General features: G+C 54.8%; 26 protein-coding genes and 1 tRNA gene. 13 read left to right on the plus strand and 14 right to left on the minus strand.

Going from position 1 to position 17,348, the window contains the following annotated elements; translation table 11 throughout:
• Window positions 1–14 precede the first annotated feature (14 nt).
• From Q1A43_RS21055 to Q1A43_RS21070, 4 genes are read right to left on the minus strand one after another with little or no spacing between them, the layout of a single operon-like run.
• Window positions 15–1,184 (minus strand): hypothetical protein, encoded by a 1,170-nt coding sequence (locus Q1A43_RS21055; protein ID WP_299938608.1) that lies wholly within the window; start codon window positions 1,182–1,184, stop codon window positions 15–17.
• A complete protein-coding gene (locus Q1A43_RS21060; RefSeq protein WP_299938610.1) occupies window positions 1,184–2,020 on the minus strand; it encodes a DUF6551 family protein in 837 nt (278 codons plus the stop codon). Before Q1A43_RS21060 ends, Q1A43_RS21055 begins: the two co-directional genes overlap by 1 nt.
• Entirely contained in the window at window positions 2,017–2,373 is a 357-nt protein-coding gene (locus Q1A43_RS21065) for a hypothetical protein (protein WP_299938612.1), read from the minus strand. Before Q1A43_RS21065 ends, Q1A43_RS21060 begins: the two co-directional genes overlap by 4 nt.
• Window positions 2,366–2,902: a hypothetical protein gene (locus tag Q1A43_RS21070; protein ID WP_299938615.1), complete on the minus strand. Its 537-nt coding sequence runs from the start codon at window positions 2,900–2,902 to the stop codon at window positions 2,366–2,368. The genes Q1A43_RS21065 and Q1A43_RS21070 overlap by 8 nt, the downstream gene beginning before the upstream one ends.
• Before the next feature lie 494 nt (window positions 2,903–3,396).
• On the opposite strand from Q1A43_RS21070, the gene Q1A43_RS21075 reads away from it, so the two are divergent.
• The 9 genes from Q1A43_RS21075 (at window position 3,397) to Q1A43_RS21115 (ending at window position 9,034) form a co-directional block, all read left to right on the plus strand.
• Window positions 3,397–3,732 (plus strand): hypothetical protein, encoded by a 336-nt coding sequence (locus Q1A43_RS21075; RefSeq protein WP_299938616.1) that lies wholly within the window; start codon window positions 3,397–3,399, stop codon window positions 3,730–3,732.
• Between the two features lie 156 nt (window positions 3,733–3,888).
• Window positions 3,889–4,659 (plus strand): hypothetical protein, encoded by a 771-nt coding sequence (locus Q1A43_RS21080; protein ID WP_299938619.1) that lies wholly within the window; start codon window positions 3,889–3,891, stop codon window positions 4,657–4,659.
• 858 nt (window positions 4,660–5,517) lie between these two features.
• Window positions 5,518–5,835, plus strand: a complete 318-nt coding sequence (locus Q1A43_RS21085; RefSeq protein WP_299938622.1) for a hypothetical protein — start codon at window positions 5,518–5,520, stop codon at window positions 5,833–5,835.
• Window positions 5,832–6,182 (plus strand): helix-turn-helix transcriptional regulator, encoded by a 351-nt coding sequence (locus tag Q1A43_RS21090; RefSeq protein ID WP_299938625.1) that lies wholly within the window; start codon window positions 5,832–5,834, stop codon window positions 6,180–6,182. The genes Q1A43_RS21085 and Q1A43_RS21090 overlap by 4 nt, the downstream gene beginning before the upstream one ends.
• Window positions 6,179–6,517: a hypothetical protein gene (locus tag Q1A43_RS21095; protein ID WP_299938628.1), complete on the plus strand. Its 339-nt coding sequence runs from the start codon at window positions 6,179–6,181 to the stop codon at window positions 6,515–6,517. Before Q1A43_RS21090 ends, Q1A43_RS21095 begins: the two co-directional genes overlap by 4 nt.
• 217 nt (window positions 6,518–6,734) lie before the next feature.
• Window positions 6,735–6,956: a hypothetical protein gene (locus tag Q1A43_RS21100; protein ID WP_299938630.1), complete on the plus strand. Its 222-nt coding sequence runs from the start codon at window positions 6,735–6,737 to the stop codon at window positions 6,954–6,956.
• Window positions 6,957–7,099: 143 nt separating this feature from the next.
• Window positions 7,100–7,246 carry a hypothetical protein gene (locus tag Q1A43_RS21105; protein WP_299938631.1) on the plus strand — a complete coding sequence of 49 codons (147 nt, stop codon included), beginning with the start codon at window positions 7,100–7,102 and terminating at the stop codon, window positions 7,244–7,246.
• Window positions 7,231–7,545: a DUF4031 domain-containing protein gene (locus Q1A43_RS21110; RefSeq protein WP_299938633.1), complete on the plus strand. Its 315-nt coding sequence runs from the start codon at window positions 7,231–7,233 to the stop codon at window positions 7,543–7,545. The genes Q1A43_RS21105 and Q1A43_RS21110 overlap by 16 nt, the downstream gene beginning before the upstream one ends.
• Before the next feature lie 265 nt (window positions 7,546–7,810).
• A complete protein-coding gene (locus Q1A43_RS21115; protein ID WP_299938636.1) occupies window positions 7,811–9,034 on the plus strand; it encodes a hypothetical protein in 1,224 nt (407 codons plus the stop codon).
• A gap of 91 nt (window positions 9,035–9,125) precedes the next feature.
• Here the strand turns inward: Q1A43_RS21115 and Q1A43_RS21120 are convergent.
• Window positions 9,126–9,202, minus strand: a tRNA-His gene (locus Q1A43_RS21120).
• 64 nt (window positions 9,203–9,266) lie between these two features.
• Window positions 9,267–9,758, minus strand: a complete 492-nt coding sequence (locus Q1A43_RS21125; RefSeq protein WP_299938640.1) for a GNAT family N-acetyltransferase — start codon at window positions 9,756–9,758, stop codon at window positions 9,267–9,269.
• 93 nt (window positions 9,759–9,851) lie between these two features.
• On the opposite strand from Q1A43_RS21125, the gene Q1A43_RS21130 reads away from it, so the two are divergent.
• Window positions 9,852–10,040: a DUF6324 family protein gene (locus Q1A43_RS21130; protein ID WP_299930105.1), complete on the plus strand. Its 189-nt coding sequence runs from the start codon at window positions 9,852–9,854 to the stop codon at window positions 10,038–10,040.
• 27 nt (window positions 10,041–10,067) lie between these two features.
• On the opposite strand, the gene Q1A43_RS21135 is transcribed toward Q1A43_RS21130, so the two are convergent.
• Window positions 10,068–10,541 (minus strand): MmcB family DNA repair protein, encoded by a 474-nt coding sequence (locus Q1A43_RS21135; RefSeq protein WP_299938642.1) that lies wholly within the window; start codon window positions 10,539–10,541, stop codon window positions 10,068–10,070.
• A gap of 149 nt (window positions 10,542–10,690) precedes the next feature.
• Between Q1A43_RS21135 and Q1A43_RS21140 the strand changes: the two genes are divergently transcribed.
• The 3 genes from Q1A43_RS21140 to Q1A43_RS21150 are packed head-to-tail and all read left to right on the plus strand — an operon-like array spanning window position 10,691 to window position 12,296.
• Window positions 10,691–11,119, plus strand: coding sequence for a DUF4437 domain-containing protein (locus tag Q1A43_RS21140; RefSeq protein ID WP_299938645.1), 429 nt, complete (start codon window positions 10,691–10,693; stop codon window positions 11,117–11,119).
• Complete coding sequence (locus Q1A43_RS21145) at window positions 11,116–11,460, plus strand: metalloregulator ArsR/SmtB family transcription factor (protein ID WP_299938648.1); 345 nt, start codon at window positions 11,116–11,118, stop codon at window positions 11,458–11,460. The genes Q1A43_RS21140 and Q1A43_RS21145 overlap by 4 nt, the downstream gene beginning before the upstream one ends.
• Complete coding sequence (locus Q1A43_RS21150) at window positions 11,457–12,296, plus strand: SRPBCC domain-containing protein (RefSeq protein WP_299938650.1); 840 nt, start codon at window positions 11,457–11,459, stop codon at window positions 12,294–12,296. The genes Q1A43_RS21145 and Q1A43_RS21150 overlap by 4 nt, the downstream gene beginning before the upstream one ends.
• A 316-nt stretch (window positions 12,297–12,612) precedes the next feature.
• Here the strand turns inward: Q1A43_RS21150 and Q1A43_RS21155 are convergent, their stop codons facing one another.
• From Q1A43_RS21155 to Q1A43_RS21185, 7 genes are all read right to left on the minus strand, one after another.
• Window positions 12,613–12,933: a hypothetical protein gene (locus Q1A43_RS21155; protein WP_299930072.1), complete on the minus strand. Its 321-nt coding sequence runs from the start codon at window positions 12,931–12,933 to the stop codon at window positions 12,613–12,615.
• Between the two features lie 100 nt (window positions 12,934–13,033).
• Entirely contained in the window at window positions 13,034–13,267 is a 234-nt protein-coding gene (locus tag Q1A43_RS21160) for a hypothetical protein (protein WP_299930069.1), read from the minus strand.
• Window positions 13,264–13,962: a CbiX/SirB N-terminal domain-containing protein gene (locus Q1A43_RS21165; protein ID WP_299938653.1), complete on the minus strand. Its 699-nt coding sequence runs from the start codon at window positions 13,960–13,962 to the stop codon at window positions 13,264–13,266. Before Q1A43_RS21165 ends, Q1A43_RS21160 begins: the two co-directional genes overlap by 4 nt.
• Window positions 13,963–14,084: 122 nt before the next feature.
• Complete coding sequence (gene nirJ, locus Q1A43_RS21170) at window positions 14,085–15,308, minus strand: heme d1 biosynthesis radical SAM protein NirJ (protein WP_299938656.1); 1,224 nt, start codon at window positions 15,306–15,308, stop codon at window positions 14,085–14,087.
• Between the two features lie 3 nt (window positions 15,309–15,311).
• Window positions 15,312–15,797, minus strand: coding sequence for an Lrp/AsnC family transcriptional regulator (locus Q1A43_RS21175; protein ID WP_299930060.1), 486 nt, complete (start codon window positions 15,795–15,797; stop codon window positions 15,312–15,314).
• Window positions 15,794–16,267: an AsnC family transcriptional regulator gene (locus tag Q1A43_RS21180; RefSeq protein WP_299930057.1), complete on the minus strand. Its 474-nt coding sequence runs from the start codon at window positions 16,265–16,267 to the stop codon at window positions 15,794–15,796. The genes Q1A43_RS21175 and Q1A43_RS21180 overlap by 4 nt, the downstream gene beginning before the upstream one ends.
• A complete protein-coding gene (locus tag Q1A43_RS21185) occupies window positions 16,267–17,259 on the minus strand; it encodes an AsnC family transcriptional regulator (protein ID WP_299938659.1) in 993 nt (330 codons plus the stop codon). The genes Q1A43_RS21180 and Q1A43_RS21185 overlap by 1 nt, the downstream gene beginning before the upstream one ends.
• Window positions 17,260–17,348 lie beyond the last annotated feature (89 nt).

Raw genomic sequence — 17,348 nt, forward strand, 5'->3', positions numbered from 1 at the left:
TTTTGGAGAAAGGCCTAAACGCCTTCCTCGGTCTTTGAAGGCTTGCCAACCAGCATGTCATTGAGATCGGCACCGGGCTTGGTCGGCACAATCAGGCCCTCCAGTTCCGGATTGACCAGCTGGGCACGGCGGATACCGCATTCCAACTTGGCCCGCGTCATGTTGGGTTCACTGTCCCCATCCATGATAAAAACCAGGCGTTTGACCCAAGGGGGTGGCACAAAACAGGGTTTGGCCGGATCCTCAATCGGAAGGCCGGAATGCTTGACGCCCTGCAGCTTTTGCATTGGCCCGGCCATATTGCCGAGGTCGACACCCGCCCAATAGGCCGCGGATTCCATGCCCACCGGCTGCGCCACCAAGGCGGTCAGTGTGGTTTCAATCCCCTCACCCATGATCAACGTGTCAGTGCCGTTGGGCGTGCGCAGCCGGATGGCACCGCCCTGCTTTGACCCGAGGGTTTTCTTGACCTTCAGTCGATTGCCTTTGTCATCGACAATCGGATTGCCATCCTTGCCGCGCAGCACCATTTTGCCGCCTGGCTCATTCAGGTCCAACCAGGTGCGATGCACACACATGGCCCGCTCTTGTTGGCTCTGCACAGCTGCCAACATCGCCGGACCGCGATGCAGCTCAACCCACTGTCGCCCCTCTTTTACCATGTAGGGCAGATTTGGATGGTAGCGCAGGCACTTGCTCAGACGGGGCAAGACACCAGTCAACCCGCGCAGGTTCAAATATGTCTCAACAGCGGTCCCTTCAGGCGCAACGCCTTCTTGCCAAATACTGCGCGCCATATCGACGGCACGCTTGCGTTGTTTCTCGGCAAAACTGTCCTGACGCTCACGATCGCGCTTGGCCTTTGCCCGGCGTCGCTCCGCTTCCTTGGGGTCGAGGTCAGGCGGCAACTCCCCACAAATCCAATCCAACGCTTGCGGAAATGCCTTGTTCAACACACCCATGACCAGGGCAATGGTGTCGCCGCCCTTGAGATCACAGCGTCGGCAGTTAAACGCCTTGGTGGTCAGGTTGATGCCAAACCGATCGGAGCCACCGCAAAGCGGACACGGCCCGATCAGTTCATGAGACACCCGCACCAGACCTTGGATTGCCAAGCGATCAACCAAGCCGATCACATCCTTGGCTTTGGCTTCATCAATGCGAGGATCATCAGGAAAGGACATCAGGCCACCTTGTCTCTCAGGCCCTTGTTGATCCGCTGGAGCAACTGATCCGCACCATGTTTGGCCAGCTTGCCACCGCGCACTTTGACGATTTGGGCAGCCTCTTCTTTGAGGGTGTCAAAATCCAATTCAGTGATCACGGCATCGAGGCGCGACAGGTCTCGCTCTGCATCGATCATCCGCGCAACCACCATCGCCACCGCTTCGATGGTAAAGGCGGTCAACAGGTTCGCTGCGGCTGGCTGTTGCTCGATCAAAGTTTCCAAAGTGACAAACACAACACCCTCGGGTAGGCGCTTGATCAGGCGTTCCAAAGCCAAAACCGCGCGAGTCTGTTTGGGTTTGAGCGGATAGCCAGGAACAACATCGGTCGTGATCTCCAGCTCGCGCAGCACCTCATCGACCTTCATCGCGGTTTCGTCCTGGGCAACCACGCGGGCACGAAACTTGTCGATCGAGGGCACACCGCTTCGCACGGTGTTGATCGCCACAAAGTCCGCTGCCTGTTTGACCTGATCCCCCTGCCCGATGACGCAAGGCACGCGCGACACGCCCAAAACGCGCGCCGCCAACAAACGATGCTGACCATCCGTCACGTTCAAATCAGAATTGTCGGGATCCTGTGACACACTCAAAGCACCAAAGCGCGACCAATCAAAGCCGCTGACCATCTTGGCAATTTTCTTGCGCCCGGTATCGGTCACCTTGCGCTGATACTCTGGATCAACCGAAAGCAGCTCAACCGACACCATCTGAAGTTTGAGCGCCACCTCCGGAGCCGGCACTTCAGGAAGCCCTTTAGCCTTTTTGCGAATGTCTTCGATCAGGTCGTTCATTGGCTTCCCTTCCGATGGATTGAAACAACGTTGCAATCTTCCAAAACGCTCGACGCACTGGCCTCCTGCCAAGCCGAAACCCGCGCGCCGGCCGCTTCTGCGCAATAGGCAAAGACCTCTACCCGCAACCGCGCCATGGCCAAACCTCGGTCATGCTGTCGTTCGGCTTCGGTCAAAATACGAGCTGCCGATCGTATTTGGGCCAAGGCGAGCGGGCATTCCTGACAATCGGGCAGCAGGTCCTGCAAAACGGCCAACCACATGTCATCGTTCTCGGTGCCAAGGCCGGTCAGCACCAGATGCACGCAGGTCGATACCAAAGCCCGCTCTGCCAGTGTTCGCCGGTCAGTCATGGGGAGTTCCATCAAACAAGGGGACCGGTGCTTGCTCGGACTGGTCGGTGGGATAGTCAGACAGCTGTTCCAAGCGGTCACGACAGGGAGCGATCCATTCCAATTGGCCGGTCAAACCGGGTCGCTGTTCCCAGATCAACCAGCAATAGCTGGTGGCGCTCGATCCCTTTCGATCAAGCCGGCCTTTGAACATCGGTACCCGTTCCGTGAATTGCAAAATCAACGACGGTGGTCGTTTTGAAAACAAAGACTTGTGTCGCGCCTTCCCTTCGAGAAAAGAGGTGCGTACCAGAATGGCGCAGCCTTCGCGGGCGCGACGCAAAGCCGTCCAAACAAACTCTTCAGCTGCGTTGAACGGTGGGTTGGTGATGATCCAATCCGGCCCACATTCCCGATCCATGTAGTGCGGTGGGTGATCCCAACATGTCAGGAAATCACCTTCGTAGTCCTGCGCTGGAAAGGTGGCAGAATAGTCGTGCACATCGCTGGCAAAGACCTGGTGAAAGTATTCCGCCAATGGGCGTACCATATGACCTTCACCGCAAGCAGGCTCCCAGCACGTCAACTGTGTCAAAGGCTGGAGGCGCATTAAACGCTCGCAAAGTGCACGGGTCGCCCAGGGCGGCGTCGGAAAATAATCAAGGCTGTCATGCGCCTCAACCCGCTGTTGCATAACGGCGCTGGAACGGTTTTGAGTCATGAGACAACTCCGCTTTCAGCGTCGATGAACTCTTCTATCCGAGCCATCAAAGTCGCAGTGACGCGCCCATTTGTTCTAAGGCGATGAACAACCGAAACATCTCCAGCTGCCTTTTTGCTGAAGTACCCATCCGACCAACGCCTATTTTTGCAAAATGTGTCGATCTTACTCAGGAGCGTTACAACATGCTCATGTGTTGCTGTTTCAGGGCTTTCCAACCAACTTGATGAGGGTGTGTCCGATAAATCAACCATGCGCAAGACGTATATCCGATATTTCGGACAGTCAACGTCCGAAATAAAGGACGTGCGGTTTTATCCGATATGTCGGATAGTGCCGCTATGGATGAAAGCTACGATATTGCTGCCATGCGCAACCGTTTGAAGGCCAAGCTAGATGAAGCAGGCCTTTCTATGCGTGCAGCATCCATCAACGCAGGTCTTGGCGCTGGCTGGGTGCAAGCGACTCTGCAAGAGGATGGACCTGAACCCTCTATCGTCAAACTAGCTCAAATGTGCGCAAAGAATGGAATTAGTCTTCCTTACGTTCTCTTTGGGTTTGAAATGTCTTCGGAAACTCGGCAGATTCTTGAGATGATGGAAAGCGATCCTCAAAAGCGCGACGGCCTTTTGGCATTGATGGCGTCTCAGAACCGCTAGAAAGTGTCAGGCGTAAGGAGCGTTTTTCGGCTTCGCTCAACTCTTCCAACAGAGCTACAAAAACGCTCACTCGCATTAGTCAATTCCTATTTTTGTGTCAGCCGTCACAACCTATGGTTATCTGAGGCTTGAATCGATACGTCAAGCGACATAGATATGTTTCCTGAATTTAGGAACGCAGGTGTTTTAATGATTGGCTTTAGAGGGCGCTTAGAGCGCGCCATTTCAGGCAATTCCGAATATAAAAACAACGTTTGGAAACTGTCCGAAGATGCGGGATTGGGAACCAAAACCGTCTACAACATACTGAATGATGACAGGCTGGATACCTCGAAAACAGGTCCGGGGTTCTTTGGGATCTCAAGGGTCGCAAACCTGTTAGGGGTATCGCTAGATGGGCTTGCAGGCATGTCTCAACACTCCATCTCAACACCAGATAACAACCTTCAGACGGCCCTTTCCCAACACGCCTTAGAAACCATCGCTAGTCAAATGAATGATGGTTCCGACAACCTTTCTGCTGATTTTCTACTTAGGATTTACGCAAAATCAGGCGGTCGGATCGAAGCATTTTCAAAATACTTCGATCGTTGCGACCAGTACCTTCCTCCAGCTATGGAAGACCACTACTCTAGAGTTAAAATCGTTGGGACCAAGAGCCTTTCTGCGATCACCATGGGGACCCCGTCACAACCTTTGCTGCAAGAAGCTCTTAAAAACATGGGCGACAAGGACCTGCAAGCCAGAGTTATTCAAGACTACCGGAACGCCATGCAGCGCGGAACCCTAGTGACCGTAGAGACCTTGGATATCCAGATGCCAAACCACCCGGTTCGGGTCAAAATGGACTTCATAAGGGTCCTATTGGCGGTCAAGGACGCCGCTTCGAACCAAACGCTTCTAAACTTCTCGCTTCTCGTAGTTTGAAGACGATGTTTGCAACACGGTTCGTATAGTCGCCTCGCAGCTGGTCGATACATCCGATCGAGGAACCGCAACCAACCATTCAGTTCCATTTCTCGGTGGCGGCGGCTTTTCGCCCCAATCAAATGGGTTTCCAAAAACACGAGTAAACCCGTAAAGCGAAGAAGCACCTCGCATGACATCTCGTTCCCTGATGAAGCAATAGGTCCAATCCGGGTCCCATTTTAAGGAAACAGCAGAGTGACCAATTGCGACGAAGGCTCGGAGCGCTGGAAGCGACCCACGAAACTGCCTGCTAACGAACAGATCACCAAAATACACCAGTCGCCCCCTCAACTCCCTATCAACCATAGGGAGAGAGTGAGTAATCTCACCATGTCGACCGTAGTGCCTTTTGAATAACCTAGACCAATACTGAGTTACTTCCTCATCGAGGAGATCCTCAAGTTTCGCACACCCAACAAACGCTGGTACTCCATTTTTCCTGGCAACCAACCACAATGAGTTCGCTCTGGTAAAATCGTTTTGCAGAGGAGAGTTCATCGACGTGAGGTATGGCTTTTCAGCTTCCGCAACTATCCCCTCGACGTCCGCTAACTCCGTCACCTCTTCCACAGAGAACCCCTTGCTCTCCAAATAACTGGAGAGGCGGCCGATCCTTTTTGCCGTACTGACTATAGACATTTTTTCCCCATTTTTCTGTCCGGTTTAACCGATTGATTTTTAGAGAAGATGCAAGCCACCACCCGCAATTCGAGCACGCGTTAACCATGATGTATATGATATTTCGGATATTGCATGTTGACTATCCGATATTTCGGATACTATCACTGACACAACTACCGTGTCAGGAGAATGGTAATGTTCCAATACCCCAGTGGTCGCATTTCGACCCATATCCCCGCCAGTATTCGCCCGTGGTTGGTTGTGCCAAAATCTGGCGACATACCGCACCCGGTTCTAATCCAAGATGCTTGGCTGCGCGCCAAAGAATGCCAAACTCTAGAAGATGGCACTTCAGCCCGAATCCCACCTGAACAGCTTGCCCGGTTGGAGGCATCCATCAATGGCACGCCCCTGTCCAAGGCCGGTTCAGCCGAAATCTTTTTCCTGTCCCGCCACAACAACCTTTGCCGCAAGCTTGGCTACTTGGCCCGCTTGAAAGGCGGTGCGCAATGAGCCATCCAACTGACACGCATGTTGGCAAGCGCATTCGGCATCAGCGCTGGCTTGCGGGACTAACCCAGCAACAGCTCGCAGACGCCTGCGGCATCAAGTTTCAGCAAATCCAGAAATACGAAACCGGGGCCAATCGGGTTGCCGCCTCGCGCCTCAAGGAAATTGCCGACGCTCTGAACGTTTCGATCGCCTTCTTCTTTGAAGGGCTTGATGCAGAGACCCCGACCCTCGAACCCGAAAACCAGGTTGAAGCTGCACTCATCCGTCTGTTTCGACAAATCCCATCATCTGGCGCGCGCCAAAACGTTTTGCGCTTGGCGCGGGACTTGACCGGGGCAACCACATGACCGCCCTCTCCTCCTCCCTTGGGGCGGTCACCAGCGGCGAGGGTGTGCCGTACTCACATGCCCTCGCCCAAGAACCGGACCCCGTCACGTTGCGGACAGGCATTGCCTTGCTTCAGGATATTCCGGCTGAGCATCAGCTGCTCGCCTTCAAAAACCTGATCCTCAACAATGGCGGCACCTGGACGGTTCCTGAGAACCCCGTTGCTCATCAACCCGTGTTGTATGAAGCGCAATATGGCGGCGTGTCGGCCATTGCCTCCGACCCAAGCGAACTGCCCCGCAATTGGATACGCGCCGCGCTCAACACTTTGTCTGCGCTCGAGCCGATCACATGAGCCTTCCAGTTCACTCCCCGCATCGTTTTGCGCACCGCCTGTGCCAAGCCTCGGATGCCGGGCACCTCGCCGGGGGATGCTCCCTCATGCATTCCCCGGTGCTTTTCGACATTTCCAATATGGGCTGACGCCACCAGCCCATTCGACGGCGCGCACGGCAAACACACTCACACTCACGGACAAATGCCGTGCGCGCAAAAGCCCAAACGAGGATCACATGACTCTGATCTCACACATCCCAAAAACCCGCGAAAACCGCGACGACAGCCTGATCCGCCTCCGCGATCCAGTCGCTCGGAGCTACCTGCACCTCTCCGGATCCGGCACGACCAAAGACATCAACTATTCGTGGCTTGGATCGCGGGCCCAGGCAAAGCGCCTGCAGGCCCAAGCCGAAAGGCGCGGCCAAGATTGGCCATTTTGCAAAGTTCACCGCTGACAGTTTCGGATCATTCCATCAACACCCTCTCGGTCAGCGGCCTGATCCACCGCGCACCCGAGATGACAACATGAAAGATCTCTTGCTTGGCGGCAGCCCCCGGCCCTTGGGCAAGGCGCGGGGATCACATCAAAGGAAACCAAATGTCACGATTTCACTTTTCCCCCAGCGGGTTGTTCACTTTGGCCGTCTTGATCGGCAGCGCAACCCTGGCAACCATTGGCCTGCCCTATGCATTCTGGAAGCTGGTCGCGTGGGTCAACAGCCTTGGCCCATGGTGGCCGCTGTGAGCGTTTATGTCGACAAACCGCAGCACCGCGTCGGCCGAATGATCATGTGTCACATGCTGGCTGATAGCATGGCCGAACTGCTTGCCATGGCCGACACCATCGGAGTCGACCGAAAGTGGTTCCAACCCCAAAGCCACCCACATTTCGACATCTGCAAATCCAAACGCGCCTTGGCTGTCAAAGCCGGTGCGATCGAAGTCGACCGTCTCACCCTAGTCGATGTCAAACGCCGCTACCGCAAGAAATGGTTCGCCGACCTGGACGAACGCGCGGCCGTCGTGGCTGCCACACTCACCTGACCGAACGAAAGGCTTGACGACGTGCCAAAATTTTCGCCCAACCCAATCTATTTGTCAGAACGTCAGGTGGCTGAATTATTGGGCTACGGCATAGATTGGTTACGCAGACACGCGGCTGAACTTGAGCGGCAGTTTGGGTTCCCCGGAATCGACCCCGCAATTGGCAAACGTCACCGCCCCTCAATTGAAGCATGGGCGAGTGAACGGAACAACCGCAGTCGCAAGGTCGAACCACCAAGGCAAAAACCAACACAAGGTAACATCAATGCATTCTGATTTCTCAGAGGCGCTCTGGGACAACAGCGACCCACTTTACGCCCCATTTCTCAAAAAGAAAAAGGGAAGGTATGCCTATTGGCAGCCTTCCCAGAAATACATCGATCATGGCTGGTCGATCAAAAGCTATCGCCTTCAGGGCGTGATTGGCGACGGCCTGGATGAAACCCGAGCGAAACAGTGCCGGGAGCTTACACGAGAATTGTGCACCTGGTGGGAAGGCGAAGCGGACACTTCGATCAAAGCGGGAACTTGGGGCTGGTTGATCAAACGATACTTGACCGATGAGCATTCAGCCATTTTCGAAGTGTCGCCAGCAACGCGCGACGGGTACAAAAAATTCTTACCACGCATCGAGGATGCGATAGGAGATGTGGCAATTGATGACACCGATTTCGCCGCGATGGCCTCGTGGCGCAAAGCCATGGAGAGCAAGGGCCGCTCTACCCATTTCGTCAAAAAATGGTTTCGCCATTTTGGCATCGTGGTCAGCCACGGCATCAAGCTTGAAGTTGAACGTTGTCGCACAATTAAGTCCATCACTCGTGAAATGCGCATCACGTCGCCCCCCCGCCGTGCAGTCTATGCTGACAGGTCTCAAATCGAAGCAGTGGTCGCACAAGCCGATGCAGACGGCAAACTCTACCTGTCCCTAGCGGTGTTATTGCGATTTGAGTTCGCATTACGGGGGGTCGATGTGTACGGTCAGTGGAGCCCTGCAGACGGGCGCGAAGAAGGGATTTTCCATCATGGGCTCATTTGGAGCGACGGCCTGACCTGGGAAATGATTGAGCCTGATCTCTCCAGTTTTTGCAAAGTCATCAACAAGACCAAAAAAACTTTGCCTGAACCCTACCAATTCGATTTGACCGCAACACCACACATCCAAGAACGTTTTGCATCCACCCCTGCCAGTAGACGTTTTGGTCCGGTGATCGTTCTTGAAGATGGAACGCCACCAAAAAAAGATGTAATTCCTCAATCGTTTAGGCGCATTGCGCGAAACCTCGGGTTTCCAGATTTACAAATTCGCGATGCTCGTTCAGGCGCAATTACGGAAGCCAAAGCTCTGGTCGATCCGATGACCCTTCGCAACGCGGCGCAACATACCCAAATGCAAACCACAGATATCTACGTCCGAGATAGATCTGAAAGCGCAAACAAGGTGGTCAAATTGCGTCAGGAACTCGGGCGCGAATCCAAGGAAAAATGAGGTCGAGGGAACTCCGAGGGAACTCCGAGGGAACCGACACCAATCCATGCCACAGGAAGTCGCTAAAAAACCAATAGTGTCATGGGATTGATGGTACCACCTCCCCGGCTCGAACGGGGGACCTCCTGATCCACAATCAGGCGCTCTAACCTACTGAGCTAAGGCGGCACTGGCGGTGGATTTACCCCTAGCCTCCTTTGAATGCAAGAGCGAATTCACGAGAAAATTGATATCATACTTCTGGGGTTAAATCGATCCGCCAAGCTTGCTCGACCAGATCCACCCCAAAGCTGTGCACCGGCTTGGAACTAAGGAGTTGCCATCCGTTTCTAGCATACAGAGCGCAGGCCGCTTTGTGGCTTTCGTGGGTCCATAGCTGCATTTCATCATACCCGGAATCGCGGGCAAATTGAGTGCACGCGTCTAGCAAGCGCTGCCCAAGCCCATGCCCCCGCGCGTCTTCGACTAAGTAGAACAGTCGCAGTTTGGCGATCTTTGCCGTCACACGAACGCAAAAGACCGACCCAAGCCGCTTGGTGCCCGCCCACGCAACAAATGCCCGTTCGCAAGTTTCATCATGCCCTGCTTCAAAATCCGTCAAAATTTGCGCAACTAAAACGGCAAAGGTGTCGTCAAACCCTTCTGATGAGGCATAGGCTTGACCGTGCTGATCAACCAACCATTCTGCGTCACCGGGCCCAAGGCCTCTCAATTCTATATCCATATCTCAAACTTACCGCTGTACGCTTGCAACTCAAGCCTCTTGGCTTTACCCCCTGAACCCCGCAGTATGGGCCAAACAGAATTGGACAAGACCATGGGTATCAACACCGAACGCGAGATCGAAGCCAACCTTCAAATTGGCCCGACGGACCAGGGAATGATCCGCTTGTTCATTTTTGCCGGTGACATGGAAATCCCCATGGATTTTGAACCTGATGAGGCTGAAGAGATCATTGAAGAGCTAAAATCAGCCATCGCCACGGCCCAAAAGGTTCGCAAGTAACCCGTTTCGCGGTGTTACAATTGAGGCTTAATCGGCACCCAAAAGGCCCGACAACCTTGGGTCACGCAAGGATTGCAACCGTCGCGCTGCGTGAAAGGCGAATTTCCGGACAAGCTTATTGCGCCGCGCCCCGGCCAATTTGTCTTCGGGGGACATACGCAAAATTTCCGCATCATAACCATCGGCGATGATCAGGCCGGTGTCCTCTGGTAACAAATCGACATCAAAATCCTGATCCACAGCCCAAAAATAGCGGTCACACCATTCCAAATAACCCTGCCATTTGCCGTCGCTCATAAAATCGGCGCGGCTGGATTTGCACTCGACAATCCACAGCTCCCCCTTGGGGCCAAGGGCCATGACATCCACCCGCAAGCCACGATCAGGAACAAATTCCTCAATCGTTGCATAGCCATGGCTGGCCAAATGGCGCGCCACGCCGCGTGCCAAAACCTGACCGGGTTGCATGTTTTCGAATTCTGACAGATTGCGCGTATCCATGGCAAACAATATGAACATTTCATGAACAAAAACAAGCCAACATCCCAAACTGTATAGGAGATGAGTGGTTAGAAAAGTTTGACCCTTGACAGGATACCATTTAGCACCCTATCGATAGGATACCAAATAGAATCCTATTGGAGGTCTACATGCCCCGCCTTTTGCCCATCCTCATCACAGCCTGCAGCCTGACCCAAGCGCCGGTCGCGGTGCAGGCCGACATCACCCTCATCCCTTCCGCGTCATTTGACTGGGCACAGACACCCCAAGGGGTTGGGTTTGCCCCTTTGCGCGGTGATCGGATGCTTGAACCCTATTTTGCAATGGTGCGCCTTCCGGCTGGGTTGCAAAGCCCTGCTCATACCAAATCAGCTGCGATGATTGGCTTGATGGTGTCGGGTGAAATGACCCACGTCACCGCCGACCAAGACCCCGTCAGCGCCACGCGCATTGGTCCGGGTGGCTACTATGAAATCCCTGCGAACCTTGCGCATATTTCGTCCTGCGTGTCGGCAGAACCCTGTGTGACTCTGCTCTATCAAGACGGGGCCTTTGACTTTGTTCCGGTGACGCCATGAGCGCGCAACTCACCCCCGCGCCCGACCTGCAACCGGCCTTTCGCGCCCTTGCCGATCCGACACGCCGGGACATTTTGCGCCGGTTGTCGGCCCGCGAAATGACCTTGGCTGAGATCACCGCCCATTGTGACATGACCCGCGCCGCTGTGAAAAAACACTTGGTTGTATTGCAAGATGGCAACCTGATCCAAATGCGCCGATCCGGGCGGGAAACCCTATCGTCTCTGAACCCAGACGCGCTCAAACCCGTCGTTAACTGGTTGAATTACTTCGAAACCTTCTGGGACGGTCATCTATCCGCCCTGCATGATACCCTTTCTGAATTGGAGACCAAAGAATGACCCTGACACTTCGCAAAACCGTCTTCCTCCCCGCCTCGCCATCCATCGTTTGGGATCATCTTACCAAGTCCGAGCTGATGGGAAAATGGTTCCATCCCGCCGCTGACGATCTGCGCGAGGGACACCCCTATACGCTTCTCTCTGCGGCCGATGGCGAACGCATGTGCTGGGGCACCGTTGAAAAGGCCACGCCGCACGAACACATGCGCTGGAGCTTTACCGTTGGTCCAATGCAAGGCATGATGTCGACCGTTGATTGGCGTCTGGCCGCGGCCCCCGGCGGCACTGAACTAACGCTCGAACACTCTGGCCTACCCGACGACGGCGAGGGCTATGGCCTTGTCCTTGCGCTCGACAAAGGCTGGCACGGGTTTCTTGGCCATCTTCACGCCATGGGCGACGATTACACCGCGACCATCCGGACCCCCGCCACACCGGAGGCAGCCCGCAAAGCCATTTTCGACGAGATGGACATTTGGTGGTCAACACGGGTTGAAAAAACGCCAACCGGTGCGACCGTTCGGTTTGGAAATTCGCATGTCACCTTTGACTTTGGCACCCGTGATGGCACCTATGTCTGGACTTGCACCGACGCCCATATGATCATTGAAGACGTGGCTGATACCACTGAGTGGCAAGGGACGTCCTTGATTTGGCAAATCCTGCCGGATGGTGACGGGTCCCGCATCACGCTGTCACATCTGGGCCTGACGCCCCAGCTTGCCTGCAATGATGTTTGCACCCGCGGCTGGCAGCATTTCTTTGAAAGCTCGCTTTTGGCACATCTTTCTGGTCAAACCGCGTCTCCCGAAGACAAGCAGCCCTTGTCGGCGTGATCCCCCTACCCTATGTCAGAGCTTGGCGGGTTCTATACTACGCGTGAACGGGTCCATTCCGGTGGCCTTAAGCAAATCCGAGGGAGCTGGCTCTGTCGTTGCCGTGGCTTCGTTACCTGGCACCCACCTGTACATACAGGTCCTCGGGAATGCACGACCCACACGGTAGACTTGGTTCCCGCCGCTTTTCCCACATAGAAATGCGGTGGGAAGTTGTCCTTGCCAAGCTCGGTTTTACCTCACCTTAACGCCGACCTACCCCCCAAAAAAACCGGCCCCAATAGAACCGGCTTACATGGTTTTTTATGTCGAAACATCACTTGCGACCGAGCATCTCCGGACGCTTTTCTTCGGCAACTTTGACACGTGCGCGTTCGCCGGTCACCCGAGGTTCGCGTTTCCCACCAGACGGGTCTCGCCCTTCCATGCGCATGATAACAATCGCAAATTGTACCCCGGCGAAAACGATGCCGTTAAAAACCCAGAGCATGACAACTGCGACCCAGCCAATATCAGACGCGCCGATCAACGAACCAAGATTGGCAACGTTCATCCAAAGCAACATCCCAACAAACAACGCCGCAAGGCCAAAGCCCGTTATGACTTGTTGTATATAGAGTCTGATCAAACCTGGCATCTAAACGCCCTCCAAGATATTCTGTAAATAGAATACATATTCCCAGCCCGAAAGCAAGCCAAAGCGGTTTGTCGACCTTTGGCCGCCTTGGCCTACGCGATTACGCGCGGCCTTCGCCCTCATCGATCAACCCTTGGACCCAATGCGCCGTGAGATAGGTCGCCGGAACGCCAAGCGGGATTGAGATGAGAAGCGCCGTCAATGATGACATGATCGGCAACCCCACCGCCTGGCCGAGCAAGAACAGCATGAACAGGTTGATCGCCACGGCAGCGGCAACAAACGGGTACAGGATTAGTTTCAATTTTAGTGTTGTTTGGCGAAGCTGCATCATGCTGCCTCCTCTTGCTTTATGCGCAAAGCCTGCGCAATCACTTGGGCCGTTTCGGACCAATCTATAAAGGATGGCAACACCGGCCCGTCAAAACCAGCGGCGGCAAGTGCGTTTGGCACATCCTCGATCATATGGCCGGCGACTAGCGCAAAAAACGGCAGGCAAATCGCCTGTCCCAATCCTTTGGCCATCGGCTCCAAGAACGGTTCTTCTTCGACAAATCCGGTGCGAATATCGCGAAACTTTAGACGTTTCTGGAGAGCCGCCGCAAAATCATTGGCCGCGTCTGCGCTTCGTTTTGACACCGCAGACCCATGGGCTGCCACCAAAAGTGCGGTTTCATCCGCTTGCCACGCTTTGTCCCGAAGACAGGCCACAAGCCGCGCCTCGACCACATCCAACAACGCCGGGTCCACACCAAACGGGCGCATTGGCGAGAGGCCGTAGTCGACCAAACGTTTGGGCAAAACACGACCGGTGAAATAGCCCTGCGCCATGAAATAGGGATAGACCAAGGGGCCATCCATGGCGTCCAACACCTCTTCAAACCGCCCCGGAGCCGCCAAAGTGGCACTCCGAATATCCCAGCCCGGTAGGAACCCGGCAACCTTTTGCGCCAGATCGGCCAAGGCTTGTTCCTGTGTCTCGGCGTCAGAGGGGCTGCCATGGGTTACGATCAGGGCGGTCTTTGTCATTGCGAGGCTCTTTTTCACTGCGTCGCCAAAGGATATAGCCCCCGCATGTCGTGCATCAACGCCAATTGTTGCCTGCGACACGGCCACAGGCGACACAGGAAGAGATGAGGCCATCGCCGGTGTCACAGGAACTGGTGTTTGGGATCGTGACGTTTGCCGCGGAATGGGGTCACGACAACGCCATCACCAACGTGTTCGTCAATACCGACCTCTTGGTTTGACATATAACACGCCGGATCTTCGGCCCATGGATCACCGGTAACTTGCAGGGCACGAATGCGGGTGTTGCCACCGCAGACGTCCTTGAATGTACATTCGCCACAGCGCCCTTTGAGCGGACGCGGGCGTTGACGAAGGGTTGCCAACATCGGATCATCGCCAGTCCACAACTGGGTGAAGGGTGTCGATTTGACGTTGCCGATTGTGTAATCGGACCAATAGGTATCGGGGTGAACCCGGCCTAGCGGATCAATGTTCGCCACTCCCAAACCAGAAGAGTTGCCGCCCCAAGCCTCAAGATGCGATTGCACCTGAGCGGCCTGTTCGGCGCTGAAATTCTCTTGGACCCATTTCAGGAAATACACCGCATCCGCGTCGTTGTTCCCGGTGACAAGCTCTAGCGGTTTGTCGTTTTGGATCGCATCCCAGCCACGCTGGATCAATGTATCCATCGCCTTGCGGGTGCGTTTGTGTTCGGTGTCGTCACCGCGATGTTTGTCACCCCGCCCGGCATAAACAAGATGGGAAAGATAAAACTTATCAACCCCTTCCGCGTCGCAGAGATCAAGCATATCGTCCAACATATGGGCGCTGTCTTCGGTGATGGTGAACCGCAGACCTACCTTGATACCACGTTTTTTGCATTCGCGAATGCCATGAAGCGCTTCGTCATAAGCGCCTTCTTGGCCGCGAAACCAATCGTTGAAATCTTTGACGCCATCGATGGAAATCCCGACATAGTCAAAGTTCAGATCGGCCACCTTGGCCACCGCGTCGCCGGTCAGCTTGGTGCCATTGGTCGAGAGTGCCAGATAGCGGAAATCCAATTCCCGCGCACGCTTGGCCAGATCAAAGAAATCAAACCGCGACAAGGGTTCACCGCCCGATAAGATCAGCGCCGGGATTTTGAAATCATTGAGGTCATCCAAAACCCCCATCGCCTGGTCGTGGCTTAGCTCGCCGGGGAACTGCACATCGGCCGATGTTGTATAACAGTGGCGGCATTTCAAGTTGCAGCGCCGGGTCATATTCCAGATCACCACCGGTTTCACCCCACCCGATCCACGGCGCACACGTACCGGTGTCGGGGTCTTAAGCTGTTGCATATATTGGGAAAGGCGGAACATAGCTCAGCGTCCTTTGGTCAGGCGCATCCCGGTTTTTTTCAAGATGCGCGTGGAATAGAGAATATCGTTGGATCGGCAGGCATCGCCCAAAATGGCAATCACCTCGGCGCGATGTGCCTCAACCTCGTCTCGGGTCGAGCCATGAAGCATCGCGAACAGGTTATAGGGCCATTCCGGCAGGGCACGCGGGCGCAAATAGCAATGGCTGACAAAATCGAGCGCGCCAACCTGCGCCCCCAACTCTTCGGACACGGCATCATCGACGTCCCAAACCGACATGCCATTGGCCACCATGCCCAGCGCATAATGGTTGGGCGCAACGGCAATCCGGCGGATCACGCCACTGTCGATCATTGTTTGGATGCGCGACACAACCTCTGCCTCTTCAAGGCCAAGCCAACCCGCCACCTCGGCATAAGGCTGTGCCGTCAAAGGCAAACCGCCTTGCGTGGCGGTGAGGATTTTGCGGTCAATAGTGTCAATCGTCATGCCGAGACCTTGAAGCCGATAAAGAACTCTTTGAGTTTCGGAAAGCGCTTCACCTCGATATCGGTTTCCGCCTCAATCCGGTCCGCCACCTCGTCAATGCCGCTCGGTTGGTCACAGGCCAAAACGAACCACATATTAAGGTGATGTACGCGTTCATAATTATGCGCCACTTCCTTGTGGGCATTGACCAAAGTCATGACAGTTTCGAATCTTTCTTCGGGCACCGCCATCGCGCAAAGACAAAACGCCCCGCCCATCGCCGCCGCATCAATAAACGGGCCAAAGCGGGTGATCGCTCCGATTTCACGCAGATTAGCCAGACGTTTCAATACGTCATCTTCGTCGGTGCCCAGCGCCTCGCCGACCTCGGCAAAGGGGCGATTGGACAGCGGAAAACCGTCTTGCAACTGGTTGATCAATTGCCGGTCAATGTCATCCAGCGCGTCGGGGGCAAGGGGTTTGCGGCGCATTAGGCGGCCCTTTCTCGTCGATCTTGCAACACCGCTCCTGTCTGTTTAAAACAGCGGACAGAGAATAGCGGCTGATGCTCAATGTCCAACAGCTCAGGCAAGGCTGCGGCAGATTTCAAAATGTCCAGTGCTTCGCTACGCGACCGCGCATGGATCATAGAATAAAGGCTGTAATCCCAGACACCTGGAACCGTCACCCGTTCGTAACACAAGGTCACACCGGGATGCTGCGCAAGAGCTTCGCCCGCAGCGATCATGCGGTCTTGGGGGACTTTCCACACCACCATGGCGTTAGATGACCACCCAACGGAACGGTGCCGAACAATGACGCCAATGCGGGTTAGCAATCCGGCACGATAGAGGATGTCCAACCGGCTGATGATGTCGGTTTCGGAACGGCCCAACCGATTGCCCAAGGCCTCATAGGGGCGCTCAACCAACGGTAGACCTTGCGACATGGCATGTAACAGCGGACGATCGCTTTCTAGGAAGACAGACATATCTGCCTCTCCCCGCCGCGGTGTGGTTTTGCGCGCGCCAGACAAGCGGAAGCCAAGATCAATATTGAACGGCCGGCGCAACCGAAGGTCCAGCACCTCAAGCCCGGTATCGGTGCGAATAGCATCCAAACTGTTTTCTAATTTCGCAACATTGGGAGCCGTGGCTACAAACCAAAGATTCCAAGCATTTTCACGCAAATAGGAGTGGTTCACCCCTGTTTCACATCCAACCCGCGCGGCAACTTCACTTAGTCGTTCTTCGGGAACGGACATGGCGGCCAAGGTCGACGCACCGGCGGTGTTGGGTCTTACTGTGCCGCCAACACGCGCAATCCGACCAGCAGATAGCAACGCCTTTAGTCGGTCAAGCACATCGGCTTCGCTCAACTCTAACGTCTTGCCAATTTCGACGAAAGGTTGGGAGACCAACGGAAAGTCTCGCTGAAATTCATCCAGCAAACGTTGGTCAATTGGATCAAGACGAGAGATCATAACGTCGCTCTCCTTTTGGGAAGCAGGATTGGAAGGGGGGAGGAAATATGGTCAAAAGATTGGTGAATCTGACATCTTTTTTGACAAAT

Origin of the sequence: uncultured Pelagimonas sp. (genome assembly GCF_947498515.1) — a bacterium.
Lineage (GTDB): Bacteria > Pseudomonadota > Alphaproteobacteria > Rhodobacterales > Rhodobacteraceae > Pelagimonas.